Here is a 26,096-nt window from a genome sequence, read left to right as displayed (position 1 = left end):
AGCTATGCTCAGTCCTTTTTCTATATAATTGGCGTAATTTTTAATTTTTCCCATACATACTTTGGATTCCTTTTGCAATTATAGACAATAGACATGTATAGTATGTGTAGTACATCGTTATATTAAGAAGGATAGGAGGGTTTCATATGTTTAAAACAATACCTTTTGCAAAAGGTGTCAATTTGCATATCCGACAAACGACCCAATTTAAAACCGTGAATTTTTCAATTAAATGGAGAAGAGCATTAACGGCTAAAAGTGCATCAGAGCGTACAGTGTTAACAAATGTACTGCAGCACAGTAATGCTAAATATAAGACAACTGCTGCTTTTCGAAGCTTTTTAGATGACTTGTATGGTACAGTTTTGTATTTTGATACATCGAAGCGTGGCAATGAGCATACAGTTCTTATGAATGTAGAGACTGTTAATGATCATTATCTAGCGAATACGAGTGTCTTAAACGAAGTCCTTGGTTTATTGCATACGGCTATTTTTGAGCCTAATCTAGAAAATGGTGTTTTTAAGGAATCCGTTGTTGAGCGTGAAAAAAAGACAGTTATTCAACGTATTGAATCTATTTTTGATGATAAATCTCGCTTTGCTCAATTCCGTCTACAACAAATCCTGAGACCAAATGAGCCAGCATCAATTTCAGCGAATGGTAGTGTCGAAGAAATTCAAAAGATTACCCCTTCCTCATTATTTGAGGCTTATCAATCGATGCTAGCTAACGACAAAATCGATATTTATGTAGCTGGAGACATTAATGAAGAGGAAATGGTTGCGAAATTAAAAAAAGCGCTACCATTTAAGGATCGTACTCCTGAGGAAGTTCCAGCAGTACTTCCTCAACAACATCCAGACAATGATTATGTAAGAGAGCAGTATGAAATGAAACAAGGTAAACTTCATATTGGCTTTAGCACACCTGTTAGATTTGGTGATGCAGATTTCTCTAAGATGCAAATTTTTAATGGCATTTTTGGTGGGTATCCACATGCCAAGTTGTTTATGAATGTTCGTGAAAAAGAGAGTCTTGCGTATTATGCTTCTAGTTCCTACGCTTCGCATTACGGACTTGTATTTGTTGTATCTGGTATTGAAGCTAAAAATGAAGAAAAAGCGCTATCTTTAATTAAAGAACAACTAGCCGTCATGCAGGCTGGGGACATTACAAATTTAGAGCTGGAACAAACAAAGGCTATGCTGACGAATCAGCTAAAAGAATCCTTAGATTCTGCTCGAGGACAAATTGAAATTTTTGATCAATATAAAGATTTACCTGAGGAATTTTCAGTTCAAGCCTGGGCAAATAAGTGGAAAGCTGTGACAAAAGAAGATGTTGTTGCAATGGCAAAGCAAGTGCAGCTTGAAGCGGTCTATTTCTTATGTGGAAAGGAGCAAGCCGCACAATGAAAACAATAGAATTTAAGCAATTAGATGAAACTCTTTATTATGAAAAGCTTGAAAATGGATTAGATGTATATATCTTGCCGAAAAAAGGTTTTTCTAAAACATTTGTTACATTTACAACGAAGTACGGTTCTATTGATCGCACTTTTGTACCCATAGGTCAAACAGAAAGCATTACGGTGCCGGATGGAATCGCTCACTTCTTAGAGCATAAAATGTTCGAAAAAGAAGATGGCGATGTCTTCCAAAAGTTCAGTGAGTATGGAGCTTCTGCTAACGCATTTACATCATTTACACGTACGGCATACCTATTCTCTTCAACTGATAATATTTACAAAAGTACCGAAACATTATTGAATTTTGTGCAAGAGCCTTACTTTACTGAAGCTACTGTCAATAAAGAAAAAGGAATTATTGGGCAAGAAATTACAATGTATGATGATCAACCAGACTGGCGTCTATACTTTGGCACAATCGAAAATATGTATCATCATCATCCTGTAAAAATTGATATCGCCGGTACAATTGAATCGATTGATGGCATTACAGCGGAGCACTTATATACGTGCTACAATACGTTTTATCATCCTTCAAATATGTTGTTATTTGTGATTGGTGCTGTTGAACCAGAAGAAATGATGACGTTTATTCGTGAGAATCAAGGTAAAAAAGAGTTCCCAGAACCAACACCAATTCAACGCTTCTTTGATATAGAACCAACAGAGGTAGCCATTAAAGAACGTACATTAAATATGGATGTTCAAAAACCAAAAATTTATGTAGGTTTAAAAGCGAAAGACACTAATTTATCAGGTCAGGACATGTTAAAGCATGAGTTGTCGGTTCAAATTGCACTTGAACTTATTTTTGGACGTACCTCTGATTTTTATGAACGTGTTTACGAGGAAGGTTTAATTGATGAGACATATGCTTTTGATTTTACCTTAGAAAATGGCTTTGGGTTTGCTATGATCGGATCAGATTCAGCAGAGCCTGATAAATTGGCAAAAACAATTATGGACGAATTAGCAAAATATGAAGGAAATAGTCAATTTGATCGTGCTGGTTTGGATCGTATAAAACGCAAAAAAATTGGTTTCTTCCTACGTGCACTAAATTCAATCGAGTTTATCGCAAACCAATTCACACGATATTCCTTTAATGACATGAATTTATTTGATGTAGTACCAGTACTTGAGACATTAACCGTGGAGGATTTACAAAAAGCATTTGCTTCTATCCAAGGTGAAACGCAGCAAACAGTCTTTAAAATTCTGCCAAGTAAGCAGGATGCACAGTGAAAAAATTTGCCCTTGTTTTAGGTGCATCAGGTGATATCGGTCATGCCATTTGTCAAAGCTTAGCTGAGGACGGCTGGTCCATCTATGTACATTATTCAAACAATCAAAATGCGGCACAGAGATTATGTGAAATGCTTTCCGAACATTTCCCTGCACAAGAATTTATGCTTGTACAGGGGGATTTTTCAATCGTTAATGGAGCAGAATTAGTAGCCGCGCAAATTTTCAATGTGCAGGCTATTGTTTTTGCCAATGGACAAGCCCATTATTCATTGCTCGAAGATACAACAGTGGAAGATATGGATGCTTTATGGCGTGTTCATGTTCAAAATCCTATGAGACTAACAGCTTTACTTTCTGGAAAACTTCGCAAGCATGAAGTGAGCTATGTACTATTTATAGGCTCCATTTGGGGAGAGGCTGGCTCAGCGGGGGAGGCACTTTATGCAACTGTTAAGGGTGCGCAACATGCTTTTGTCAAATCCTATGCAAAAGAAGCGGCATTATCTCGGATTAGAGTAAATGCTATTGCTCCTGGCTTTATAAATACCTCAATGAACAGCCATCTAAATCAAGAAGAGCTTCAATACATTTTGGACGATATCCCACTAGGCTCCATTGGACAAACAAAGGATGTGGCTGAAATGGTACGTTTTTATTTGTCTGGTAAAGCTGATTATGTGACAGGACAAATCGTACGATTAAATGGCGGTTGGTACATATAATAATCTCTTTTGCACATACTACTTGTGTAAAGGAGGAGGAAGAATATGACCATTTTAGAAAACTGGCAAAAATGGACATCGTTTTTAGGACAAAACGTCATGCAAGCTGAATCAAGCGGTATGCCGAAGAAAATGATTCAAACGGCTGCTGTCCAAATTGGAGAATATTTGGCGACTAATGTCGATCCTAAAAACGAACAAGAGCGAGTGCTGTCGGATTTATGGGGCGTTGCCTCTGAAGATGAAAAACATGCATTAGCGAATTGTGTCATTAAGCTCGTACAAAATAAGCATGTGCAGTAAATAAAAGAGGAGAGCCAATCTCCTCTTTTTGCTATACTATAAACTTTTTATCTGTGAAAACGGGAACGTATGTAAGCCTATTTAACAGTCATCAAAAAAAATTAGTAAATAACGCTGTAATTCCATGTATTCTAACTTTCCATTACATAAAAAATCAGCTATGATGGAACTTATAAAGGATTTTTTACGTTAACTAATAGGAAGGGAACGAGTGTGTTGAGCGATTGGTACTTTGAATATGAAATTCAGGTGAATCGCCCTGGATTATTAGGAGATATTGCTTCACTTTTAGGGATGCTTCGTGTCAATATTATATCAATAAATGGTGTAGATGAGGATCGACGTGGTATGTTAGTGCATACAGACAATGATGAGGCAATTGAGCGTTTTCGTACAATTGTTTCGACAATGGAACATATTAACGTAACCAAATTTCGACAACCAAAACTTCGCGACCGTTTAGCCATTAGGCATGGTCGTTATATTCCTCGAGATGCAGATGAAAAAAACACATTCCATTTCGTAAGAGATGAATTAGGTATTTTAGTCGACTTTATGGCAGAACTCTTTAAAAAAGAGGGACATAAGCTGATTGGTATTCGTGGCATGCCACGTGTTGGAAAAACTGAATCCATAGTAGCCGCCAGTGTCTGTGCCAATAAAAAATGGATCTTTTTATCATCTACAATGATTAAGCAAACAGTTCGTAATAAGCTTGTGGGAGATGAATTTAGTCGTAACAATATTTTTATTTTAGATGGTATTGTGACTCGACGTTCATCTGATGAGAAACATTTGCAATTAGTGCGTGAAATGATGAATATGCCTTGTATCAAAGTTGTAGAGCATCCAGATATGTTTGTTCAGCATTCAGAATATAAAATAGAGGATTTTGATTATATTATTGAACTACGTCATCACACTGATGAAGAAATTACTTATGAAATAATGGAAAAAAATCATATGTCCGAATCCGATTCTTTTGGAGGATTTAATTTTTAATTTGATGTTAAAGTAGGTGTTATTAGTGGCAGAATTAGGGACTCGACTGAAAGAGGCGAGACTGTCTAAAGGCTACAGCTTAGACGATTTACAAGAAATAACGAAAATCCAAAAACGTTATTTAGTAGGAATTGAAGAGGGCAATTATTCCATTATGCCTGGTTCGTTTTATGTACGAGCTTTTATCAAACAATATGCAGAAGCTGTTGGGTTGGATGCGGAAGAAATCTTAGAGACATATAAAAATGAACTACCGAGCACTCCAAACGATCAAGTAAGTCAATCGATGACGAATAGCCCCAGCAGAAGAAAAGTAACGAAAGGCCCTTCGAATAAAATGATGGAGGCTATGCCAAAAATCATTGTTGCTTTATTTATTGTAGTCATTATTGTGGCTATATGGGTGCTATGGCAATCAAAAAACAGTCCAGGGACAAGCGAAGAAGTAAATCCAACTCCTGAGATTGAATATGACACAAATGTCAAGCCAATTGATAGTGAGAAGGATAAAAAAGAACAAGAAAATAAAGATGCACAGAAAAATGATAAAGAAGATACAAAAGCTACAGAAGAAACACCAACTGATGAAGATGACACTGATCAAACTGAAGAGATGAAGCAAACAATTTCCGCGGGTACTGTTGAAGCAGATGGAGCGACAACTTCTTATACGTTAACAGGGACAGATACAATGAAACTGAAAATTGAAATATCAGGCCCTACATTTGTTGGTATTCGCAATCAACAGCAACAAGAAATCTTAACAGATACGCGTGTCTATAATGCCGGGGAAGTAGTTGAATTTGACGCCTCAACACAAAACTATGTTCGTATTCGTCTCGGTAATTCAACGCAAGCTAAAATCTATATTAATGACGAACTTCTAACGTATGCACAACAAATTGTAACGCAAAATATCGTCATCAATTTCAATAAAGAACAGTAGTCATCACATGATGACTACTTTCTTTCATCATGAAAGGTGTTAGAAAAATGAACATTCCAAATAAAATTACCATCTCTCGAATCTTACTTATTCCATTCTTTGTCATTGTTATGATGTTTGATTTTGGCTGGGGAACATTATCACTTTTTGGTGCAGAGATGCCAATTCATCATTTTATAGGCGCACTTATTTTTATCTTTGCTTCAACAACCGATTGGGTGGATGGTTATTACGCACGTAAGTATAATCTTGTAACGACATTTGGGAAATTTTTAGATCCCTTAGCTGACAAGTTACTTGTCTCAGCAGCCTTTATTTTAATGGTCGAGCTTAAGATGGCACCTGCTTGGGTAATTATCATTATTATCAGTCGTGAATTTGCTGTAACGGGTTTACGTTTGATTTTGGCAGGTGGAGGAGAAGTCGTAGCTGCCAATCAGCTTGGTAAAATTAAAACTTGGGCACAAATTGTAGCGATTGCTGCTGCTCTTTTACACAATACAATCTTTACATTGGTTGGTATTCCATTTGATACAATCATGCTCTATGTTGCATTGTTCTTTACACTTTGGTCAGGATGGGATTATTTCTATCTAAATCGACGTGTATTACTTGAGTCTAAATAAGAAAGGTCTTGGGATCATGAATGCTGAAATTCTTGCGGTTGGCTCAGAACTATTATTAGGTCAAATTACGAATACAAATGCGAGATTTATCTCAAGCCAGCTATCCGAGCTTGGCATCAACGTTTTTTATCATACCGTAGTAGGCGATAATGCAAAGCGTTTAGAACAAGCTATCGAAGTGGCAGAGTCTCGTGCAGATCTCATTATTTTTTCGGGAGGACTTGGTCCAACAAAAGATGATTTAACGAAGGAAACGATTGCACGTCATCTTGGTGTTTCTCTTGAGTTTGATGAAGTAGCATTGACGTATATTGAGCAATTTTTTGCTAAACGAGGACGTCCAATGACGGAAAATAATCGTAAACAGGCATTAATTTTAGCTGGGAGTGAAGTATTAGCTAATCACCATGGAATGGCTCCAGGTATGATCTTCACAAAAAATGATCGCACTTATATTTTATTACCAGGACCTCCAAAAGAGTTAGAACCAATGTTTCAATTTGAGGCTAAACCTAAACTTGCTGCGATGCTTAACGATGGAGGGATCATTGCATCACATGTTATGCGATTTTATGGAATTGGTGAGGCTGAGCTTGAAGTACAAGTTCAAAATATTTTAGATGCACAAACCAATCCAACAGTTGCTCCACTTGCTTCTGATGGTGAGGTAACGTTACGCGTAACAGCTAAAGCAGCAACAGAGCAGCAAGCTGGGCAGCTTATTAAGGCAAAGGTTGCAGAAATCCAAGCCCTTGTTGGTGATTATCAATATGGTGTAGATGATGATTCCCTTGCCTCAAAAACGGTAGAAATGCTACTGGATAATGAGCTAACAATTGCGGCTGCAGAAAGTTTAACTGCTGGTTTATTTCAATCTGAGCTTGCGGAAATTCCTGGGGTAGGCAATGCGCTTATAGGAGGCGTTGTTACCTATGCAGCAGATGCGAAAGTAAAACAGCTAGGCATTTCACAAGAATTAATTGATACACATGGTGTTGTGAGTGCTGAATGCGCAGCGGCAATGGCAAGTGCTGTTCGTGAGAAATTTGCTACAAATATTGGGATTGGCCTTACAGGAGAAGCAGGCCCCACTGCGCATGATCATCAGCCAGTAGGTACGGTTTGGATTGGTATTGCCATAAATGATGAGGAGCCGCTTACATATTTACTTCATTTATCAGGCATGCGTAATACGAATCGACTCCGTGCGGTGAAATTTACATGCCATTATTTAATGCAGCTTTTAGAAGAACGTGGCTACACAAAACGTTATTAAAATAGAGTAAAACATAGGAATTTGGGTAGAGGAAAACTATCCAAATTTTTATTTTGAAGAAAAAACGAATAAATGTTCGCTTTTTTCTTGCGCGTTTTCTCAAAAACAAGTATAGTAGAGATAGATAAAAACAGTGAACAGTTTTCGAAGGAGGAAAATGAATGAGTGATCGTAAAGCAGCCTTAGAACAGGCTCTAAAACAAATTGAGAAGAATTTTGGTAAAGGTTCCATCATGAAACTTGGTGAAAAAACTGATTTAGAAATTGCAACATCTTCAAGTGGGTCACTAGCACTTGATGCTGCATTAGGAGTGGGTGGATATCCACGTGGACGTATTATTGAAGTATACGGTCCCGAATCGTCTGGTAAAACAACAGTTGCTCTACATGCCATTGCTGAAGTACAGGCATCAGGTGGACAAGCAGCATTTATCGACGCGGAGCATGCATTAGATCCAATCTATGCACAAAAATTAGGTGTGAATATTGATGAGCTATTATTATCACAGCCCGACACAGGTGAGCAAGCACTTGAAATTGCAGAAGCATTAGTGCGTAGTGGAGCTATTGATATTATTGTTATTGACTCGGTTGCTGCCTTAGTGCCAAAAGCTGAAATTGAAGGGGATATGGGTGACTCTCATGTCGGCTTACAAGCTCGTCTAATGTCTCAAGCTTTACGTAAACTTTCAGGTGCGATTAATAAATCAAAAACGATTGCTATTTTCATTAACCAAATTCGTGAAAAAATTGGTGTCATGTTCGGTAATCCAGAAACAACACCAGGTGGACGTGCGCTTAAATTCTACAGCTCTGTCCGTTTAGAAGTGCGTCGTGCAGAAGCTATTAAGCAAGGTAATGATATTGTTGGTAACCGTACTAAAATTAAAATTGTAAAAAATAAAGTAGCACCACCTTTCCGTACAGCTGAAGTAGATATTATGTATGGAGAAGGGATTTCTAAAGAAGGCGAGACAGTCGATTTAGGCGTGGAATTAGACATTGTGCAAAAAAGCGGTTCTTGGTATGCATATGGCGATGAGCGCTTAGGTCAAGGACGAGAAAATGCTAAACAGTATTTAAAAGAAAATACTGCTGTCCTAGAAGACATAGCAAATAAAATCCGAGCTTCTTATGGTATTGCGGCTTCTTCTTATACAATTGCGGCCCATGATGAAGAAGAGATGGATGAAGAATTAATGTTGCTTCTGGAAGAAGAATAATTAATGATTGCATTGTTCCCACTTTATTGAGGGGGCAATGCATTTTTTTGTCTATATTCTTAAATTTTTACACATAATAAGAGAGAGGCTATGTGTTTATTTCTTATGTACTGTTTTTTTATTAATTGTATTTAACATGAGAAAGTTTCTAGTGAAATAGTAATAGGGAAAAAATTCACTGAATGGATAGGACTTACTTTTTTTGGCTTAGATGGCGAACAGACGCCTGACTATCCTTGACAGAGCTTGAGGCTAGCTATACAATTAAATATGTATAATTTCTGAATTATGACTTTAAATAGGCAGTACATTTTATCCTCATTTAGCAAATGTTTTATAGTGAAATATCCTTTAAAATGGATGTCTAAACGCCTACTGGATGAAGATAATGCCTTTGGCCAATGAAACGGGTTTTGCATAAATTCTAACAAAACCTGGTACATTTTAGCTAAGGCGACATAGATGTATGCGCCGACTGAAACTGTAATACCCAAATAGCAAGAGGAGGTGTTCATATGGATGGAATTACTATCATCTCCGCTTTGCTTGGACTCATCGTTGGTGCCGCTGTTAGCTATATCTACATGAAAAAAGTGAATGACTCAAAAATCACTGGTGCTAAACATGTCGCTGAAACAATCGTTGAAGAAGGAAAACGAGAAGCGGAGGCAATGAAGAAAGAAGCACTACTTGAAGCCAAAGATGAAACTCACAAATTTCGTACTGAAGCTGAAAATGACATTCGTGAACGTCGTTTAGAACTTCAAAAACAAGAGAACCGTTTATTGCAAAGAGAAGAGAATCTTGATCGCAAAGATGATGCTCTAAATAAGAGAGAAGCTGGCTTAGAGCGCAAAGAACAAGCTCTAGCTGAAAGACAACAGCATATTGAACAGATGGAGAGCAAAGTGGACGAGCTCATGGCATCACAAAAAACAGAGCTAGAACGTATTTCTGCTTTGACTAGGGATGAAGCTAAATCAATTATCCTCAATGAAGTAGAAAAAGAGTTATCAACTGATATTGCTGTGATGACGAAAGAAGCTGAAACACGTGCGAAAGAAGACTCAGATAAAAAAGCACGTGAAATTTTATCATTAGCACTACAACGCTTTGCTGCAGATCACGTAGCAGAAACAACTGTATCTGTTGTGAACTTGCCAAATGATGAAATGAAGGGACGTATTATTGGTCGTGAAGGCCGTAATATCCGTACATTGGAAACGTTAACAGGAATTGATTTAATTATTGATGATACGCCAGAAGCGGTTATATTATCAGGCTTTGATCCAATTCGCCGTGAAACAGCTCGACTTGCACTTGAAAAACTTGTACAGGATGGACGTATTCACCCAGCTCGTATTGAGGAAATGGTGGAAAAAGCTCGACGTGAAGTGGATGAACAAATCCGCGAAACAGGTGAGCAAACTACATTTGAAATTGGTATTCATAACTTACATCCAGATTTAATGAAAATTTTAGGCCGCATGAAATATCGTACAAGCTATGGACAAAATGTTCTAAAACATTCAATTGAAGTCGCACATTTAGCAGGATTACTTGCTGCTGAACTTGGTGAAGATGTGGCATTGGCTCGTCGTGCAGGCTTATTACACGATATTGGAAAAGCAATCGATCATGAAGTTGAAGGAAGCCACGTTGAAATTGGTGTGGAATTAGCAACAAAGTATAAGGAACACCCAGTTGTCATTAATAGTATTGCTTCGCATCATGGTGATACTGAAGCAACATCTGTTATTGCGGTATTAGTCGCTGCAGCTGATGCATTATCAGCAGCTCGTCCAGGTGCACGTAGTGAAACACTTGAAAACTATATCCGCAGACTTGAAAAGTTAGAGGAAATTTCAGAAAGCTATGATGGCGTAGAAAAGTCTTATGCAATTCAAGCTGGACGTGAAATTCGTATTATTGTACAACCTGAAAAAATTGATGATTTAGCATCTCATCGTCTTGCCCGTGATATTCGCAAACGTATTGAGGAAGAACTCGATTACCCAGGTCATATTAAAGTAACAGTTATTCGCGAAACACGTGCTGTGGAATATGCGAAATAAATAATAAAATAATAGGCATCCCTTGACCAAGATCAGGGGATGCCTTTTTGTATGTGAAGAAAATTTGATGTGATCTACCGAGTAAGAATAAATGGATGATTCCAACAATATAGTATGGAATAAAGCATAGTGAACTAGCTTCAACATGAATACCCTTATAAAAATTAATCAGCCTAGTCATACTCCATTTTTACAACTGGTTTATGTTTTGACAAGGAGTGAAGAGCTTTGAAAGAAACAATCACATTACAAGATATATTGAAAATAGTCCGAGAAAACTTTCTTTTTATCATAAGTTTTACACTTTTTGCAGCGTTGGTTACGGCCTTTATTAGCATCTTTGTGTTAAAACCTACCTATGAGGCAGAAACGCAAATTTTAGTTAATCAAAAAAATATAGAGCAACCACATTTAGGTGTACAACAGGTTGAAACAGATCTCCGACTTATTAATACGTATAACATTATCATAACAAGTTCTGCTATTTTATCTAAAGTTATAAATAAGCTAGATTTGGATGTCACACCTGCAGTTTTAATGGATCAAATTACTGTATCCAGTGCCAATAACTCACAAGTTGTCAATATTAATGTTGTAGACAAGCAAGCAGAGTTGGCTGTCGATATTGCCAATACAATAGCAGATGTGTTTCAAGAGGAGATCCAAGTTTTAATGACGGTTGATAATGTTAATATTTTGTCAGTTGCACAATTAGATAAGGAACCTGTACCGATTGCGCCAAATAAAACCCTTTATATAGTAGCAGCCTCGTTTATTGGTTTTGTTATAAGTGCTGCTCTCATAATCATAATAGAGAGCTTAGATACTACAATCAAGACGGAGCAAGATATCGAAGAGCTAGTAGGGCTACCAATTATTGGCTTGATTAGTCAAATTAGTGATGCTCACCATAAAAGCACTAGGGTAAAATCTCGTAAAACGAGGAGAGGATCATAATGTTTTGGAAAAAAAAGAAAAAGAAGAAGTTAGTGAAAATGGCAAGAAAACTTGTGACGATTGCCAATGGCCATTCTTTTATTTCAGAACAATTTCGAACAATCCGAACAAATATTACTTTTTCAATGCCTGATAGAGAGATTAAAACAATATTAGTGACATCTGCAACACCAGGTGAAGGAAAGTCAACCAATGCAGCCAATATAGGAGTTGTTTTCGCACAAGAAGGAAAACGAGTCGTCATCGTAGATGCAGATTTGCGAAAACCAACAATGCATTATACGTTTCTATTGCAAAATGCTAGAGGACTATCAAATTTACTAACAAGGCATTTTACAATTTCCGAAGTCGTCAATAATACAGATATTGCTAATCTATATGTCTTGACAAGTGGGCCTATCCCCCCCAATCCAGCAGAGTTACTAGCTTCTACCTTAATGGGGAGTGTAATGGAGGAACTAAAGAAAGGGTTTGACATCATTATTTTTGATGCGCCACCACTGCTATCTGTAACAGATGCTCAAATTTTGTCCAATAAATGTGATGGTACATTATTAATTGTGAACAGTGGAGTTGCAGAAAATGAAAATGTGTTAAAAGCAAAGTCATACCTTGAAGCCTCAAAAGCAAATATTTTAGGCGTAGTATTAAATAACTATAAAATGCCACTCCATCAATATTATGAGCAATATTATCGTTAATTCAAGTATCTAGACAGGGAAGTGAAGTACAGTGATTGATATGCACAGTCATATATTATTTGATGTCGATGATGGTCCGAAAACGATTGAAGAGACACTTTGTTTATTTGAGCAGGCCGTTTTGGAGGGGATTTCAACGATTGTTTCCACTTCGCATGCTTTACATCCATTGTATAATGTCCCCTTTGATGTCGTGAATGAGCAAATTGTACAGTTGCAAATGACAATTGATCAACGTAACATGCCGTTAAAACTTTACACGGGACAAGAGGTACGCTTGGCAGGTAACATTCTAGAATTGTATGAAAAAAAACAAATACATACATTAGCAAATTCCAATTATTTGCTGTTGGAACTTCCCTCTAATCATATTCCCAAATTTACAAAGGATATCATTTACTCGTTATTAACAGCAGGCATAACACCAATTATTGCACACCCAGAGCGAAATAGAGTCATTTCAGAAAATCCAAGTCATTTGGAACAAATTATACGCGAGGGGGCACTTGCACAAATTACATCAGGAAGTTTAGCAGGATTGTTTGGAAAAACCATCCAAAAACTTTCGCTAAATTTAGTGCGCTCGAATCTTATCCATACATATGGTTCGGATGTGCATAACTTAAGTACACGTCCTTTCTTATTTGAAAAGGGACTTAGATTTTTAGAAAAACAAAAAGATTTGGATATGGTAGATTTTTTGCTTGAAAATAACGAACGAATCATTAATAATCAGCCATTAATTGTATATGAACCAGATGATACTTTCACAAAAAAATGGTGGAAGTTTTTTTAAAATGGGAAAGCATCTTTAAGTTGTAAGGATATAAAAGGTAGCAAAAAGTAGCTGAAGTGCTAGAGACATTCAGTGTTTAAGGGGGGGCATATGGGATGCGAGTTGTTTTTATGAGGAGTAACCCTGTTTCTCCAGATCCAAGGGTTGAAAAGGAGGCACATTGTCTTGCAAAAAATAATTGGAATGTTCACATTTTAGCATGGGATAGAGATAAGAAATATAAAATAAAGGACCAACTGTTAGAAGGTGAACATGCAATTCGTATTACAAGGTTTGGTATTCCGGCAACATTTGGAGGAGGTTTGAAAAAGAACTTAGTTCCATTTATAAAATTTCAACTTAAACTTTTTCGATGGTTACTTCGCCATAAAAATACGTATGATATGATTCACGCTTGTGATTTTGATACAGCGCTAATAGGTACAATATGTGGGAAATTACTTCGTAAAAAAGTAATCTACGACGTATTTGATTCGTATACATCACCATTTTATGGACCAGAGAGTATTGGAAAGGTCATTACTAGTATAGATATACGTCTTATGAATAGTGTAGATGCAGTCATTATATGTACAGAAAAGCGCAAAGAACAGATTGCTAAAGCTTCACCTAAAAAAATAGAGGTCATTTATAATACTCCACGTTATATAGATTCAAATAATTGCTTAGATTTGAATCCGAAAAAAGTAAAAATAGTTTATGTAGGTATACTTACTGAAAATCGATTGATTAGTGAATTGGTTGAAGTAGTAAAGAATACACCAAGTTATGAGCTGCATATTGGCGGATTTGGTAAGTTAGCTGATACTTTGCTGCAAACTTCGAAAATGCATGACAATATCCACTTTTATGGTAAGTTACCCTATGAAAAAACAATAGAGTTAGAAAATAGTTGTGACATTATGACGGCTATTTATGATCCTACTATTTCTAACCATTATTATGCGGCACCCAATAAATTCTATGAAGCATTAATGCTTGGTAAGCCTTTGATTATGGTGAAAAATACGGGAATGTCAGAAATAGTTGCAACAAATAATTTTGGAGAACTTATTGATTACAATAGAGAGAGTTTACAAAAAGGAATTGAGAATTTGGTAAAGCGTAGAAAAGAATGGCCAGAAATTTCTCGTGAAATGAAGGCACTGTACGAAGAAGATTATAGCTGGGCGAAAATGGAGAAACGGATAACAGATTTATACAGTAATTTATAAAAGCAATGCGGAGTGTGAGCAGCAAAGGGAGCGGCTCGTAGCGGTTATCGATCCGTTTTTTATCCACAAACGTAAGAGCAATATGAAAATTTACAGTAGTATTTTTAGGGGGACTAATATGAAAATATTAATTGTTGCACAAAATTTTCACATGGGTGGTATCCAAAAGGCGCTAATTAATATGCTAAAAGAAATCAGCCTCTACGAGAAATACGCGATAGATGTTTTTGCATTTAGTGGAGGGGAATTAATGAACGATATTCCCTCCAATGTGAAGGTAAATACAGGGAACTTACTGTTACAACTAATTGCTACACCTTTTGCTGAAGTGAAAAAAAGAAATAACGTATGGCATATTATTTTACGTATTGTGTGTATGATAGTTGTTCGATTAATAGGTTCCCACAATTTCTATTCGATTCTTTTAAAAAAACATCGCAATAATTGTCATTATGATATTGCCATTTCTTATTTTAATGATGTACCCAATCAATATTTCAATAAAGGGACCAATTTATTTGTAGATCAATTTGTGATAGCAGATCGTAAGTTCGCATGGATTCATACAGATCCCATTAAAGCGAATTTTAATTATGAAGCTTGTGTCAAAACCTATAAAAATTTTGATCGATTGTTATGTGTTTCAGAAGCATGTAAGGAAAATTTAATAAATTTCCTTCCAGAATATCAACATAAAATTCAAGTGGTTTATAATTTTTTCCCAATCGAAGAGATTAAAGAACTGGCATGTCAATATACACCGTTTCTTAAATGCGAGTTGGATTTAATATCGGTTGGGCGAATTGAAAATAGTACAAAAAGGTTCGACCTGATTCCACATCTGTGTAAGTTGTTAAAGGAAGCTTCTATAAATAATTTTCGCTGGCGCATTTTAGGTGATGGACCAGATCTACTTTCGAATCAGCAATTAGCTTTGCAACTAGGTGTAGAGGATGTAGTTGAATTTGTAGGGGAAATGAAAAATCCCTATCCATTTATAAAATGTAGTGATGTATTCATTTTAACATCAGCCTACGAAGGCTATCCAATGGTCATAGGGGAGGCATTAATTGTACAAACGCCTGTTATTACAACAGACTTTGCCGCAGCAGGTGAACAAATTTGTCATGGTCATAACGGATTAATAACAGGCTTTAACATGAAAGACATCTTTCACGTCATTTCTAGTGTTATGAAAAATACAGAATTACTACACAATATGAAAAATTACATAGAAGAAAATCACTACACAAACGAAAAAGCTCAAGAGCAACTAGTATTGGAGTTTGATGCTACATGATAGTGGAATCTAAGAAATTTAGTGTGCTCATTTGTATAATTTCAAGTATCTTTGTCGTATTCAAAATATATACAGGTCAAAATCTATTTCTCTGGCTCTTCTTCCTTTTAACCAGTATAGCGATGCTGCTAGATAAGCAGCAGCATCGAATTGACTATTTATTGTTTTTTATTTCGTGGGTTTATGTCATTAAATTCGATATATCAGGATATTCATTACTTGTTGTACTTAGTTCTTTCTATATTTTGTTAAGTATTCTGACGCTCTTTTTACAAAAGCAAGGTATTTCAAAACGACTGTTATTCACCTATTTTTTATTTGCATTTTATACGGTGGCCGTAACGTTAGTTAGTGGTGGTAATCTTATTGCAGTTTTAGGCTTTGTGTTGAATTATAGTGTGCTCTTTTGTGCAATATTGACCCTCAATGATAAGGCATATTTCAGAAGGTATACGTATATCTATACATCGGGTTTACTAGCTGCTTCAATCGTGCGCTTGATCAGTTATTCCGTTCCAGAAATCGATCATTTTATAGAATCAATGACCATTGTGAATACAGTGAAGACAATGAACTCGATTAGTACAAGATTTACGGGTTTAGATTTAGATCCAAATTACTTTAGTTTGCAAATATTAATAGCTATGGCTTGTTTATTAGTGCTTTTTAATCTGGATGGAAAAAAGGAAAAAAAGTCAATTGTATTACTCGTGATATTAGCTTTTTTTGGCATACTGACATATTCCAAAATGTTTATTATTACATTAGTCGTTTTTATTATGATGACATTTATTGTCTTCATTAAAAATAATGTGAAGACAGCTATTAAATTTTCGTCTTTTATCGTGATTATTTGTGGGGTTGCTCTCTATTTTTTTTACGAGAAGTTATTTGAAATTTATTGGATTCGGTTTTTTGGGTCAGGAATATCGACAGATGCCATTACCACTGGTCGAGTGAGTAGTTGGGGCCTATTTATAAATGAAATCTTTCAAAACACGAAAGTATTTGTTTTGGGAGCAGGATTTGGCACAAGCTTTGCGAAGGTGAAAATGGCACATACAATGTACTTATCAACCCCTTATTATATAGGTTTAATTGGAGTGGCCTTGTCAGTATTATACATTTCTAGCCTCTATAAAGTACTTAGAGGGAATGTTGGAAGTATGAATACATCAGGCTTTCAAATCCTCTCAATTAACGCTATTCCTCTCTATATCGTATTAGTAGCGAATATAGGACTTGATTCATTTGTCATGGATTATTTTCCATATCATATTTTATTAATTATGTTTGCACTGACTATGAGTAAAAGTAAGGGAACTACTATGAATGAGAGGTGAGGTGAGTGCCATTTTTAAGCATTATTGTCCCCGTCTATAATACAGAACCTTACTTAAAAATGTGTCTTGATAGTATTTTGAGACAGGATTTCGTAGATTTTGAGTTGATATTAGTAAATGATGGCTCGACTGATAACTGCTCGGTAATCTGCGATGAATATGCCGAATCTGATACAAGAATTACCGTCATTCATAAAGCAAATAGTGGTGCTGTCAGTGCCCGTAAAGCAGGGCTAAGGGTCGCCAAAGGACAGTATGTTGGTTATGTAGATAGTGATGATTGGATAGAAGTTGATATGTATAAATCATTATGTAATACTGCACGTATTTTTGATGTAGATATTGTTATTTGTGACATTATAGAAAATTATCCACTCCAAGAAGTGAAGAGATCACAGCTTGTCGCGCCCGGTTTGTACAGGAAGGATAGGATGGAAAAAGAAGTATATCCGATTATGCTATATTCGGGCGAGTATTACCGTTTTGGATTATATCCATCTTTATCTAATAAAATATTTAAAAGAGACCTATTAGAGAAAAATCTATTTGATGTGGATGATCAAATTTGCATGGGGGACGATGCTGCTTGTACATATCCTAGCTTACTTGATGCAGAAAGTATTTATATATTAGAAAATCAGTATCTCTACCATTACCGTCAGCATTCTTCTTCCATGACAACTAGTTATGATCAGTTGTTTTTTAAAAAAATACTTGTGTTATATGAACATTTGAAAGTTTTAAAGTACAGGAAAGCAGACCAGGTTCCTAATTTTGCTGAACAACTTCAGTATTATTTTACTTATTTAGTGATGGCAGCGGTGAATAATGAATTGAATAGATTCAACCATAAGCGTTTACATGAAAAGCGTACCTTTATTAAGAAAATGTTGATTCATGAAGCGTTTCATGGATCGTTGCATGCGATTCGAGTGACAAATATGCCGCTCAAATTAAAGGTCTATACTTGGCTATTAAAGAAAAAACAAATTCTTTTACTTTTTATGTTGAATAGGCTTAATCGGCAGATCAGTGATTGCAAAGGTTTAATTCCTACTTTTACTAAAAGAAAAGGTGCTTATCAGCATGAGAACTAAGAGAGTAGTTTTAAATTTAATGTCTAATGTATTGCTACAAGTTGTTGCAGCGGTTATTAATTTCATTTTACCTCGACTATTTATGACAACATACGGCTCTGCTACAAACGGGCTTGTTTCGTCGATTAAGCAATTTTTAAGTTACTTAAAAATAGTAGAAGCTGGGGTTGGTAATGCATCTATAGTGGCACTTTATAAGCCACTAGCCAAGGGTGATAAAGACCAAATAAATGGAATTCTTTCAGCGACTAATCGTTTTTATAGACGCTCGGGTTATGTCTTTGTTGGATTAGTCGCCATTTTGTCCATTTGTTATCCGTTATTAGTAGGAGATGAAGTGAATACGCGTACGGCTCTTTACATGGTACTTATTTTGGGAATTAGTGGCGTGTGGGAGTATTTTTTTATAGGGAAATATTTGGTTCTACTGTCGGCAGATCAAAAAAGCTATGTTATTTTTCGCATTCAAACAATGTTGCTTTTTGCGAGTGCATTATTGTCAGTTACTTTAATAGCATTTGGTTTTTCCATCGTCATTGTTGTTGCTAGTTCAAGTGCCTTATTATTACTGGATGTTCTTTTTTTAAGGTTGTATGTTAAAAAGAAATATCCATATTTCGATTGTAAAAAACAAGCTAATACGTTAGCAATTAAAGATAAATGGGATGCTTTAATTCATCAAATTGCCTCGTTAGTGGTATTTAACACACCGTTTATTTTAATAACGATTTTTCTGGGCTTAACAGAAGTCAGTGTATTTACAGTTTATAGTATGGTGTTTAATGCAGTCACATTGTTTATATCTACTTTTTCAGGGGCGATATTAGCAGCTTTTGGCGACATTCTTGTCAAAGAGGATAAGGACGTTCTTCGAAAATATTTTCATCATTTTGAATATGTTTTTTATGGCATCATTGCTTTTAGTTACACATGTACAGCTATTTTAATATTGCCATTTATAACGATTTATACAGCAGGTATTGAAGATGCCAATTACATAAGGCCCTGGTTGGCAATATTGTTTGTCATTGTAGGAGTAGCGAACACAATTCGGATTCCTGCAAATACGTTAGTGAACGCTGCAGGACATTTTAGAGAGACGAAAAAGCGTGCCATTATGGAAGCATTAATTAACCTAGTAGTTTCTCTTGTTTTTGTACAGTATTTTGGCGCAGAAGGAATATTACTGGGAGGAATTTGTTCATACGGGTATCGTACTTATGATTTAATCATTTATTCTTCAAAAAAGATTTTACACAATTCACCTAAAGATACTGCCAAAAAAATTGTGCAAAATAGTATCTTTGCACTTACTGCAGCGACACCATTTATATTTTTTATCGAGCTCCATATTACATCTGCAGGTTCATGGCTTTTAGCCGCTATATGTATTTCCTTGTGGACGATGTTTATTTTATTAGTAGGTAATTTTATTATTGAGCCTCAAACAATGCGAGATATTTTGGTGCAATTAAAGCGAACAATTACCGATAGTAAATAATTTTATCCCTGCATTTAGTAAGGTAAGAGCATAATTGAAAGGCAAATTGATTCCTTTGAAATGGCAGGTGAGGGTGATGAAGCGAGAAATCAAAGAAATATATTTACTACGATTCGTTGCTTGCTTAGGGATTGTGTTAATGCATAGTGTTACGTTGGCATTGAACATGAATGACATAGAAGAAGGTCCACTATTTGTAATCCTGACATCTATTCAGCTGATCTTTATGTTCGGGACCCCTCTTTTTATATTTATCTCAGAGTTTGTCATTGCCTATTCCTATTCAGATCGTTTGCCGAAAAAGTTTTATGTAAAACGTTATAAATATATGTTAACTCCATTTCTTTTTATTGGACTACTTGATGCCGTTCTTAAATCAATCGAATCGCCTTCTATTGAATTTGCCAAAAAACTACTATTAAATTATTTGGAAGGTGATTTCCATGGTTATTTTATCGTGATCATTTTTCAATTTTATATCATACATCCATTTTTTGTGAAATTTATTGTATCGAGATACCCTGCCTATAAAGTAATAATGACTGCGTTTTTCATTAATTTTAGTTACTTAGCCTTTTTTAATTTTTTAGATCCATTTAAGTATTTTCCTGATTTAGCGTATACTAGTTTACAATGGGATTTTTTTAATAAGATGCCATTTCCTGCGTGGATTGCTTATTTTGTAGTAGCTTATTACTGTGGAAAAAATTATAATAAATTTCTATCGTGGTTACAGCGTTTTCGTTATTTGTTACTAGCAGTATTACTAATCACAGTAAGCATTTTGCTAACCTCTCAATTATCAGGTATTATTGCGGAAGTTCATTCAAAGAGAATAGACGTTATCCTTTATACATTCAGTGTAGCTTTTCTGTTATTTTTCATCGCGAGTAACAGAAGAAAAATGCCGAAATTTATCATTTTTATTAGTCGTTATTCCTTCGGTATATATTTATTACATCCCCTAGTTAATAGCCTATTTAAAATTTTTTTAACGAAGTTTATCGAAACATTAAGTGTATTTTCTGTCATTGCCATTTCATTTATTGTCAGTCTCAGTTGCTCCATTTGTATAACATATATAATGAGTAAATGGAAATTCGGCGCGTTTTTTATAGGGCAACTCAATACCAATGGGGACTCCTCTAATAAAAAAGATGCACAATTTCCCATCCAGCAATCCTAGATAAACCGGTGCTAATCAATAAGATAATAGTATTTAAACGTGTAAATTGAGTAAGGCTTGCGTTTTTACTTTGCGATTGCCAAAGCAAAGATGGTAAACTAAAAGATGTTATTTAGAGAAAGTGTGGTCTTGCATAATGAAAGTTCTATTTATTGGTGATATTGTTGGTTCAATTGGTCGAGATGCGGTGGAAAAATATTTACCTCGCTTAAAAAAGAAGTATAATCCAGATGTTGTGATTGCAAATGGGGAAAATGCTGCGGCAGGACGAGGGATTACTCGTAATATTTATAATAGCTTGCTACAAATGGGTGTAGATGTTATTACAATGGGCAATCATACATGGGATAATAAAGATATTTTTGATTTTATTGATGACGCGGATTACTTAATCCGTCCGGCAAACTTTTCAAGTGAAGCACCTGGTAAAGGTATGGTCCAGATTTCTAAAAAGGGTGTGACATTATCTGTCATTAATTTACATGGTCGCGTATTTTTACCACCACATGAGGATCCATTTGCAATGGCAGATCAATTGATTGCAGAGGCTCGACAAATATCTCCACTTGTCTTCGTGGATTTTCATGCTGAAGCGACTAGTGAAAAAATCGCCCTTGGTTGGCATTTAGATGGAAAGGCTTCAGCGGTTGTTGGGACACATACACATGTGCAAACAGCAGATGCAAGAATTTACCCGCAAGGTACAGCTTATATCACGGATGTTGGTATGACAGGGCCGTATGATGAAATTTTAGGTATGACGAAGGAAAGTGTCATCTATAAATTCCAAACAAACATGCCATCTCGTTTTGAAGTTCCGAAAAAAGGGCGAGAGGTTTTAAGTGGTTTCTTTGTAGAGATGGACGATCGAACAGGAAAGGCTATTGCCTGTGAACGCATTTATATAAATGAAGACTATCCATTTCAAGGGTAGATAAGTCGAAGAATGTTTTTTTACGTTTCTTTTACGGGGATATAGGTTTCTTTGTCAAACTAGTCTATTTCCGTTTTGCGGAGCATAAAATGTGCTACGGACAATAACTTGAGGTCCAAAAAGGGGGACATGAGTTGTTGAGCGTAAACACTATTCGCGAAACGGGGAGGAATAATTGTGGATTCATTAAAAGTATCATCACGCTCTAATCCAAATTCAGTTGCAGGTGCATTAGTCGCGGTAATCAGAGAAAAAGGGCAGGCAGAAATGCAAGCAGTTGGGGCAGGTGCACTTAACCAAGCCGTGAAAGCAGTGGCCATCGCACGCGGATTTGTAGCGCCAAGTGGCACAGATTTAATTTGCGCGCCGGCGTTTGCCGATATTTTGATTGCTGGAGAAGAACGAACAGCATTAAAGCTGTTAGTGGAAAAACGTATTCGATAAAAAAGTAATGAAGTAAAATGCTCTGTCACATACTATTGTGGCGGAGCATTTTTTCGTTTTCCTGTTTTACATATGATAGATGTCACTTGAAATAGGGGCGTGATTTTGCTTAGATTTGAAAATTACAACTTTATGAACAGGATTTTCAGTCAAAGGTCTGATTTTCGCCTAAATCGTGGAGAAACAATAGTCCAGACGGTTTCTTCGTGTTAAACTTATGAAGGAAAAATAATAGTACACATTGGATTTAAGGAGTTGTTGACATGTTACATCAGCTTTCATGGAAAGTCGGTGGGCAACAGGGTGAAGGGATTGAGAGTACAGGTGAGATTTTCTCAATGGCAATGAATCGTCTAGGTTATTTCCTATACGGTTATCGTCACTTCTCTTCTCGAATTAAAGGTGGCCATACGAATAATAAAATTACAGTTCGTCCAACAGAAGTACGTTCAATTGCGGATGATTTAGATATTTTAGTGGCATTCGATCAAGAAACAATTGATGTCAATTATAAAGAGCTTACAGAAAAGGGTATTATTTTAGCCGATGCAAAATTTGATCCTGTTAAACCAGAGGATTCAAAAGCACCATTATTTGCAGTACCGTTCACAGAAGTAGCAGCAGAGCTTGGTACTTCGTTAATGAAAAACATGGTGGCTATCGGAGCAACTGCGTCATTGCTAAATCTAGAAGATGCAGTATTCCAAAATGTTGTCGATGATATTTTTGGTAAAAAGGGCGAAGAAGTCGTTCAAAAAAATATGGAAGCCATTACACGTGGTCGTCAAATTATGAATGAGCTTTTAGTTGATCGTATAGGCGAATGGGAGCTTGCACCTGCGGATGGAAAACGTCGTATGTTTATGATTGGGAACGACGCAATAGCACTTGGCGCAATAGCTGCTGGGACACGCTTTATGGCAGCATACCCAATTACACCTGCTTCTGAAATCATGGAATACTTGATTAAAAAATTACCGAAATTCGGTGGTACGGTAATCCAAACGGAAGATGAGATTGCAGCAGCAACAATGGCTATTGGCGCTAACTTTGGTGGCGTACGTTCCTTTACCGCTTCAGCTGGTCCTGGTCTTTCATTGATGATGGAAGCAATTGGTCTTTCAGGTATGACAGAGCAACCTTTAGTAGTAGTGGATACACAACGTGGGGGCCCTTCAACTGGGTTACCAACTAAGCAAGAACAATCTGACTTGATGGCTATGCTTTACGGTACACATGGAGAAATCCCTAAGGTAGTCATTGCACCTTCTACAATGGAGGAAGCTTTCTTTGATACGATCCAAGCATTTAACATTGCAGAGGAATTACAATTACCAGTAATCTTAATGACAGATCTACAATTATCTTTAGGAAAACAATCTGTAGAGCCATTTGATTATAATAAAATTGAAATTCGTCGCGGTAAAATTGTGATGGATGATCTTGAGGAAGCGGCAGATAAAGCCTACTTCAAGCGCTATGAAGATACAGAAGATGGGATTTCACCTCGTGTATTACCGGGTACATTACATGGTATTCACCACGTTACAGGTGTTGAACATGATGAAACAGGGAAGCCATCTGAGGCAACGGGTAATCGCCAAACTCAAATGGATAAACGCTTCCGTAAATTAGAGAGTTTGAAATTTGATAACCCAGTCTTTGTCAATGCACCACATGAGGAAGCCGATATTTTATTAGTAGGCTTTAACTCAACAAGAGGTGCTATTGAAGAAGTGCAAGAGCGACTGAATGCCCAAGGAATGAAAGTGAATCATGCACATATTCGATTAATTCACCCATTCCCATCTGCAGAAATAGCACCTCTTGTTGCACAAGCGAAAAAGGTGATCGTTGTAGAAAATAACTATACAGGTCAATTAGCTAATATTATGAAGATGAATGTTGGTGGTCACGATAAAATCGTGACAATCACTAAATATAACGGTACACCATTCTTGCCAGGTGAATTAGAAAATCGTGTGAAGGAGTTGACTCGCTAATGGCAACATTTAAGGATTTTCGTAATACAGTGAAACCAAACTGGTGCCCAGGCTGTGGAGACTTCTCAGTACAAGCAGCTATCCAACGTGCTGCTGCAAATGTCGGCATTGAACCAAATGAACTTGCTGTCATTTCAGGAATTGGTTGTTCAGGTCGAATTTCAGGATATATCAATTCTTATGGATTCCATGGTATTCATGGCCGTGCACTTCCGATTGCACAGGGATTGAAAATGGCTAATCGTGATTTACATGTTATCGCTTCTGGTGGTGATGGTGATGGATTTGCTATTGGTATGGGGCATACAATTCATGCCATCCGCCGTAATATTGATATAACTTATATTGTAATGGATAACCAAATTTATGGTTTAACAAAAGGTCAAACATCTCCACGTTCAGCTGCTGGATTTATTACAAAATCTACACCAGGTGGAGCGATTGAGCCATCATTGAAACCATTAGAGGTAGCGTTAACAAGTGGTGCAACATTTGTGGCACAGGGCTTCTCTACAGATATTAAAGAATTAACAGCACTAATTGAAGCTGGTATTAACCATAAAGGTTTCTCATTTATCAATGTCTTTTCACCTTGTGTAACGTATAACAAAGTGAACACATATGATTGGTTTAAAGAAAATTTAACAAAATTAGCAGATGTTGAAGGTTATGATCACTCAGATCGTGGTATGGCAATGCGTACAGTGATGGAACACGAGGGCTTAGTAACAGGCATTATTTATCATGATACTGAAACAACGTCGTATCAAGAAAAAGTACCTGGCTACTCTGAGTTACCATTAACAGATATCGATATCAAAATGAGCGAAAATGATTTTAATGATTTAGTAAAAGAATTTATGTAAATTTGATAGGGTCGAAGCATTTGGAATGAAGTCATTCCAAATGCTTTTTTTATGCTTTAGTAATCGATCGCAAGTAAGTAATTGTTATGGAATCCTTATAAAATCCTTATATTTATTTTTTACACTAAGGTCATCGAAAGGATGATGACTAATTATGAAAGATTTGATGTTGAAAACAAACAATCTGAATAAAGCGTTTAAAGGACAAAACATTGTAGATAATTTATCGTTAGAAATTAAACGTAATTCAGTTTATGGCTTACTTGGACCTAACGGAGCGGGAAAATCTACAACCTTAAAGATGATAACGGGCATGCTACGACCTAATGCTGGAGATATCATTTTTAATGGACATCTATGGTCACGAAAAGATTTGCAGGATATCGGGGTCTTAATTGAAACACCACCCTTGTACGATAATTTAACAGCTAAAGAGAATCTAAAAGTTCGAACGATAGCGTTAGGCATACCACAAAGTCGGATTGACGAAGTATTGGAGATTGTAGATTTAACGAATACGGGGAAAAAACGAGCAGGTCAGTTTTCTTTAGGGATGAAGCAACGATTAGGTATAGCAATTGCGCTGTTAAACAAACCGAAACTGTTAATTTTAGATGAGCCGACAAATGGTTTGGATCCAATCGGTATACAAGAGCTTCGTAAGCTCATTCGCTCCTTTCCAGAACAAGGTATCACTGTTATATTGTCTAGTCATATTTTGCCTGAGGTAGAACAAGTCGTGGATGATATTGGCATTATTGCTGGTGGCAAGCTTGGCTATCAGGGACCAGCTCCACAAGGTCATGAATTAGAGTCACTCTTCATGCAGGTTGTCACTGCCAACAGAAAGGCAGGTCATTAG

24 protein-coding genes are annotated in these 26,096 nt (G+C 36.4%); all 24 read left to right on the top strand.

From position 1 onward, the window contains the following. Positions 1-146 precede the first annotated feature (146 nt). On the top strand, positions 147-1,418 hold the full coding sequence (gene yfmF, locus RCJ95_RS17890) for an EF-P 5-aminopentanol modification-associated protein YfmF (RefSeq protein ID WP_446722597.1): 1,272 nt from the start codon (positions 147-149) through the stop codon (positions 1,416-1,418). Further along, complete coding sequence (gene yfmH, locus RCJ95_RS17885; RefSeq protein ID WP_221682733.1) at positions 1,415-2,716, top strand: EF-P 5-aminopentanol modification-associated protein YfmH; 1,302 nt, start codon at positions 1,415-1,417, stop codon at positions 2,714-2,716. The genes yfmF and yfmH overlap by 4 nt, the downstream gene beginning before the upstream one ends. Beyond that, positions 2,713-3,441, top strand: coding sequence for an elongation factor P 5-aminopentanone reductase (gene ymfI, locus RCJ95_RS17880; protein WP_221682732.1), 729 nt, complete (start codon positions 2,713-2,715; stop codon positions 3,439-3,441). Before yfmH ends, ymfI begins: the two co-directional genes overlap by 4 nt. A gap of 45 nt (positions 3,442-3,486) precedes the next feature. Further along, on the top strand, positions 3,487-3,744 hold the full coding sequence (locus tag RCJ95_RS17875) for a DUF3243 domain-containing protein (RefSeq protein ID WP_004224939.1): 258 nt from the start codon (positions 3,487-3,489) through the stop codon (positions 3,742-3,744). Positions 3,745-3,960: 216 nt separating this feature from the next. After that, a complete protein-coding gene (locus RCJ95_RS17870; protein WP_026023397.1) occupies positions 3,961-4,746 on the top strand; it encodes a DUF3388 domain-containing protein in 786 nt (261 codons plus the stop codon). A 16-nt stretch (positions 4,747-4,762) separates the two neighbouring features. Then, on the top strand, positions 4,763-5,692 hold the full coding sequence (locus RCJ95_RS17865) for a helix-turn-helix domain-containing protein (protein WP_175400707.1): 930 nt from the start codon (positions 4,763-4,765) through the stop codon (positions 5,690-5,692). Positions 5,693-5,739: 47 nt separating this feature from the next. Next, a complete protein-coding gene (gene pgsA, locus RCJ95_RS17860) occupies positions 5,740-6,318 on the top strand; it encodes a CDP-diacylglycerol--glycerol-3-phosphate 3-phosphatidyltransferase (protein ID WP_004224936.1) in 579 nt (192 codons plus the stop codon). Between the two features lie 16 nt (positions 6,319-6,334). Next, positions 6,335-7,594, top strand: a complete 1,260-nt coding sequence (locus tag RCJ95_RS17855) for a competence/damage-inducible protein A (RefSeq protein ID WP_054550950.1) — start codon at positions 6,335-6,337, stop codon at positions 7,592-7,594. Between the two features lie 161 nt (positions 7,595-7,755). Beyond that, positions 7,756-8,817 (top strand): recombinase RecA, encoded by a 1,062-nt coding sequence (gene recA / locus RCJ95_RS17850; RefSeq protein WP_274771982.1) that lies wholly within the window; start codon positions 7,756-7,758, stop codon positions 8,815-8,817. Positions 8,818-9,332: 515 nt separating this feature from the next. Continuing rightward, positions 9,333-10,892: a ribonuclease Y gene (rny, locus tag RCJ95_RS17845; RefSeq protein ID WP_004224930.1), complete on the top strand. Its 1,560-nt coding sequence runs from the start codon at positions 9,333-9,335 to the stop codon at positions 10,890-10,892. A gap of 228 nt (positions 10,893-11,120) precedes the next feature. Further along, positions 11,121-11,849, top strand: coding sequence for a YveK family protein (locus RCJ95_RS17840; protein ID WP_313150393.1), 729 nt, complete (start codon positions 11,121-11,123; stop codon positions 11,847-11,849). Beyond that, the gene (locus RCJ95_RS17835) at positions 11,849-12,550 is read left to right on the top strand and encodes a CpsD/CapB family tyrosine-protein kinase (RefSeq protein WP_237497167.1); all 702 of its coding nucleotides are present in this window, start codon (positions 11,849-11,851) and stop codon (positions 12,548-12,550) included. Before RCJ95_RS17840 ends, RCJ95_RS17835 begins: the two co-directional genes overlap by 1 nt. 40 nt (positions 12,551-12,590) lie before the next feature. Continuing rightward, entirely contained in the window at positions 12,591-13,346 is a 756-nt protein-coding gene (locus RCJ95_RS17830) for a tyrosine-protein phosphatase (protein WP_255601698.1), read from the top strand. A gap of 95 nt (positions 13,347-13,441) precedes the next feature. After that, entirely contained in the window at positions 13,442-14,560 is a 1,119-nt protein-coding gene (locus RCJ95_RS17825; protein ID WP_313150394.1) for a glycosyltransferase family 4 protein, read from the top strand. 118 nt (positions 14,561-14,678) lie between these two features. Further along, entirely contained in the window at positions 14,679-15,860 is a 1,182-nt protein-coding gene (locus tag RCJ95_RS17820; RefSeq protein ID WP_313150395.1) for a glycosyltransferase, read from the top strand. Beyond that, a complete protein-coding gene (locus RCJ95_RS17815) occupies positions 15,857-17,203 on the top strand; it encodes a hypothetical protein (RefSeq protein ID WP_446722596.1) in 1,347 nt (448 codons plus the stop codon). Before RCJ95_RS17820 ends, RCJ95_RS17815 begins: the two co-directional genes overlap by 4 nt. A gap of 5 nt (positions 17,204-17,208) precedes the next feature. Next, positions 17,209-18,300: a glycosyltransferase gene (locus tag RCJ95_RS17810; RefSeq protein WP_257521322.1), complete on the top strand. Its 1,092-nt coding sequence runs from the start codon at positions 17,209-17,211 to the stop codon at positions 18,298-18,300. Then, entirely contained in the window at positions 18,290-19,801 is a 1,512-nt protein-coding gene (locus tag RCJ95_RS17805; RefSeq protein WP_257521323.1) for a lipopolysaccharide biosynthesis protein, read from the top strand. Before RCJ95_RS17810 ends, RCJ95_RS17805 begins: the two co-directional genes overlap by 11 nt. 76 nt (positions 19,802-19,877) lie before the next feature. After that, on the top strand, positions 19,878-20,987 hold the full coding sequence (locus RCJ95_RS17800; RefSeq protein ID WP_257521324.1) for an acyltransferase family protein: 1,110 nt from the start codon (positions 19,878-19,880) through the stop codon (positions 20,985-20,987). A gap of 136 nt (positions 20,988-21,123) precedes the next feature. After that, a complete protein-coding gene (locus tag RCJ95_RS17795; protein WP_257521325.1) occupies positions 21,124-21,921 on the top strand; it encodes a TIGR00282 family metallophosphoesterase in 798 nt (265 codons plus the stop codon). Between the two features lie 177 nt (positions 21,922-22,098). Then, positions 22,099-22,365, top strand: a complete 267-nt coding sequence (locus RCJ95_RS17790) for a stage V sporulation protein S (protein ID WP_004224903.1) — start codon at positions 22,099-22,101, stop codon at positions 22,363-22,365. 263 nt (positions 22,366-22,628) lie between these two features. Then, positions 22,629-24,368 (top strand): 2-oxoacid:acceptor oxidoreductase subunit alpha, encoded by a 1,740-nt coding sequence (locus RCJ95_RS17785; RefSeq protein ID WP_221682722.1) that lies wholly within the window; start codon positions 22,629-22,631, stop codon positions 24,366-24,368. Beyond that, a complete protein-coding gene (locus tag RCJ95_RS17780) occupies positions 24,368-25,234 on the top strand; it encodes a 2-oxoacid:ferredoxin oxidoreductase subunit beta (protein ID WP_004224896.1) in 867 nt (288 codons plus the stop codon). The genes RCJ95_RS17785 and RCJ95_RS17780 overlap by 1 nt, the downstream gene beginning before the upstream one ends. A gap of 154 nt (positions 25,235-25,388) precedes the next feature. Next, on the top strand, positions 25,389-26,096 hold the full coding sequence (locus RCJ95_RS17775) for a lantibiotic protection ABC transporter ATP-binding protein (protein WP_221682721.1): 708 nt from the start codon (positions 25,389-25,391) through the stop codon (positions 26,094-26,096).

Source organism: Lysinibacillus sp. BSL11, assembly GCF_052928325.1.
The sequence above is the reverse complement of the archived record's forward strand: the minus strand, read 5'-3'. Positions and strand labels throughout refer to the sequence as shown.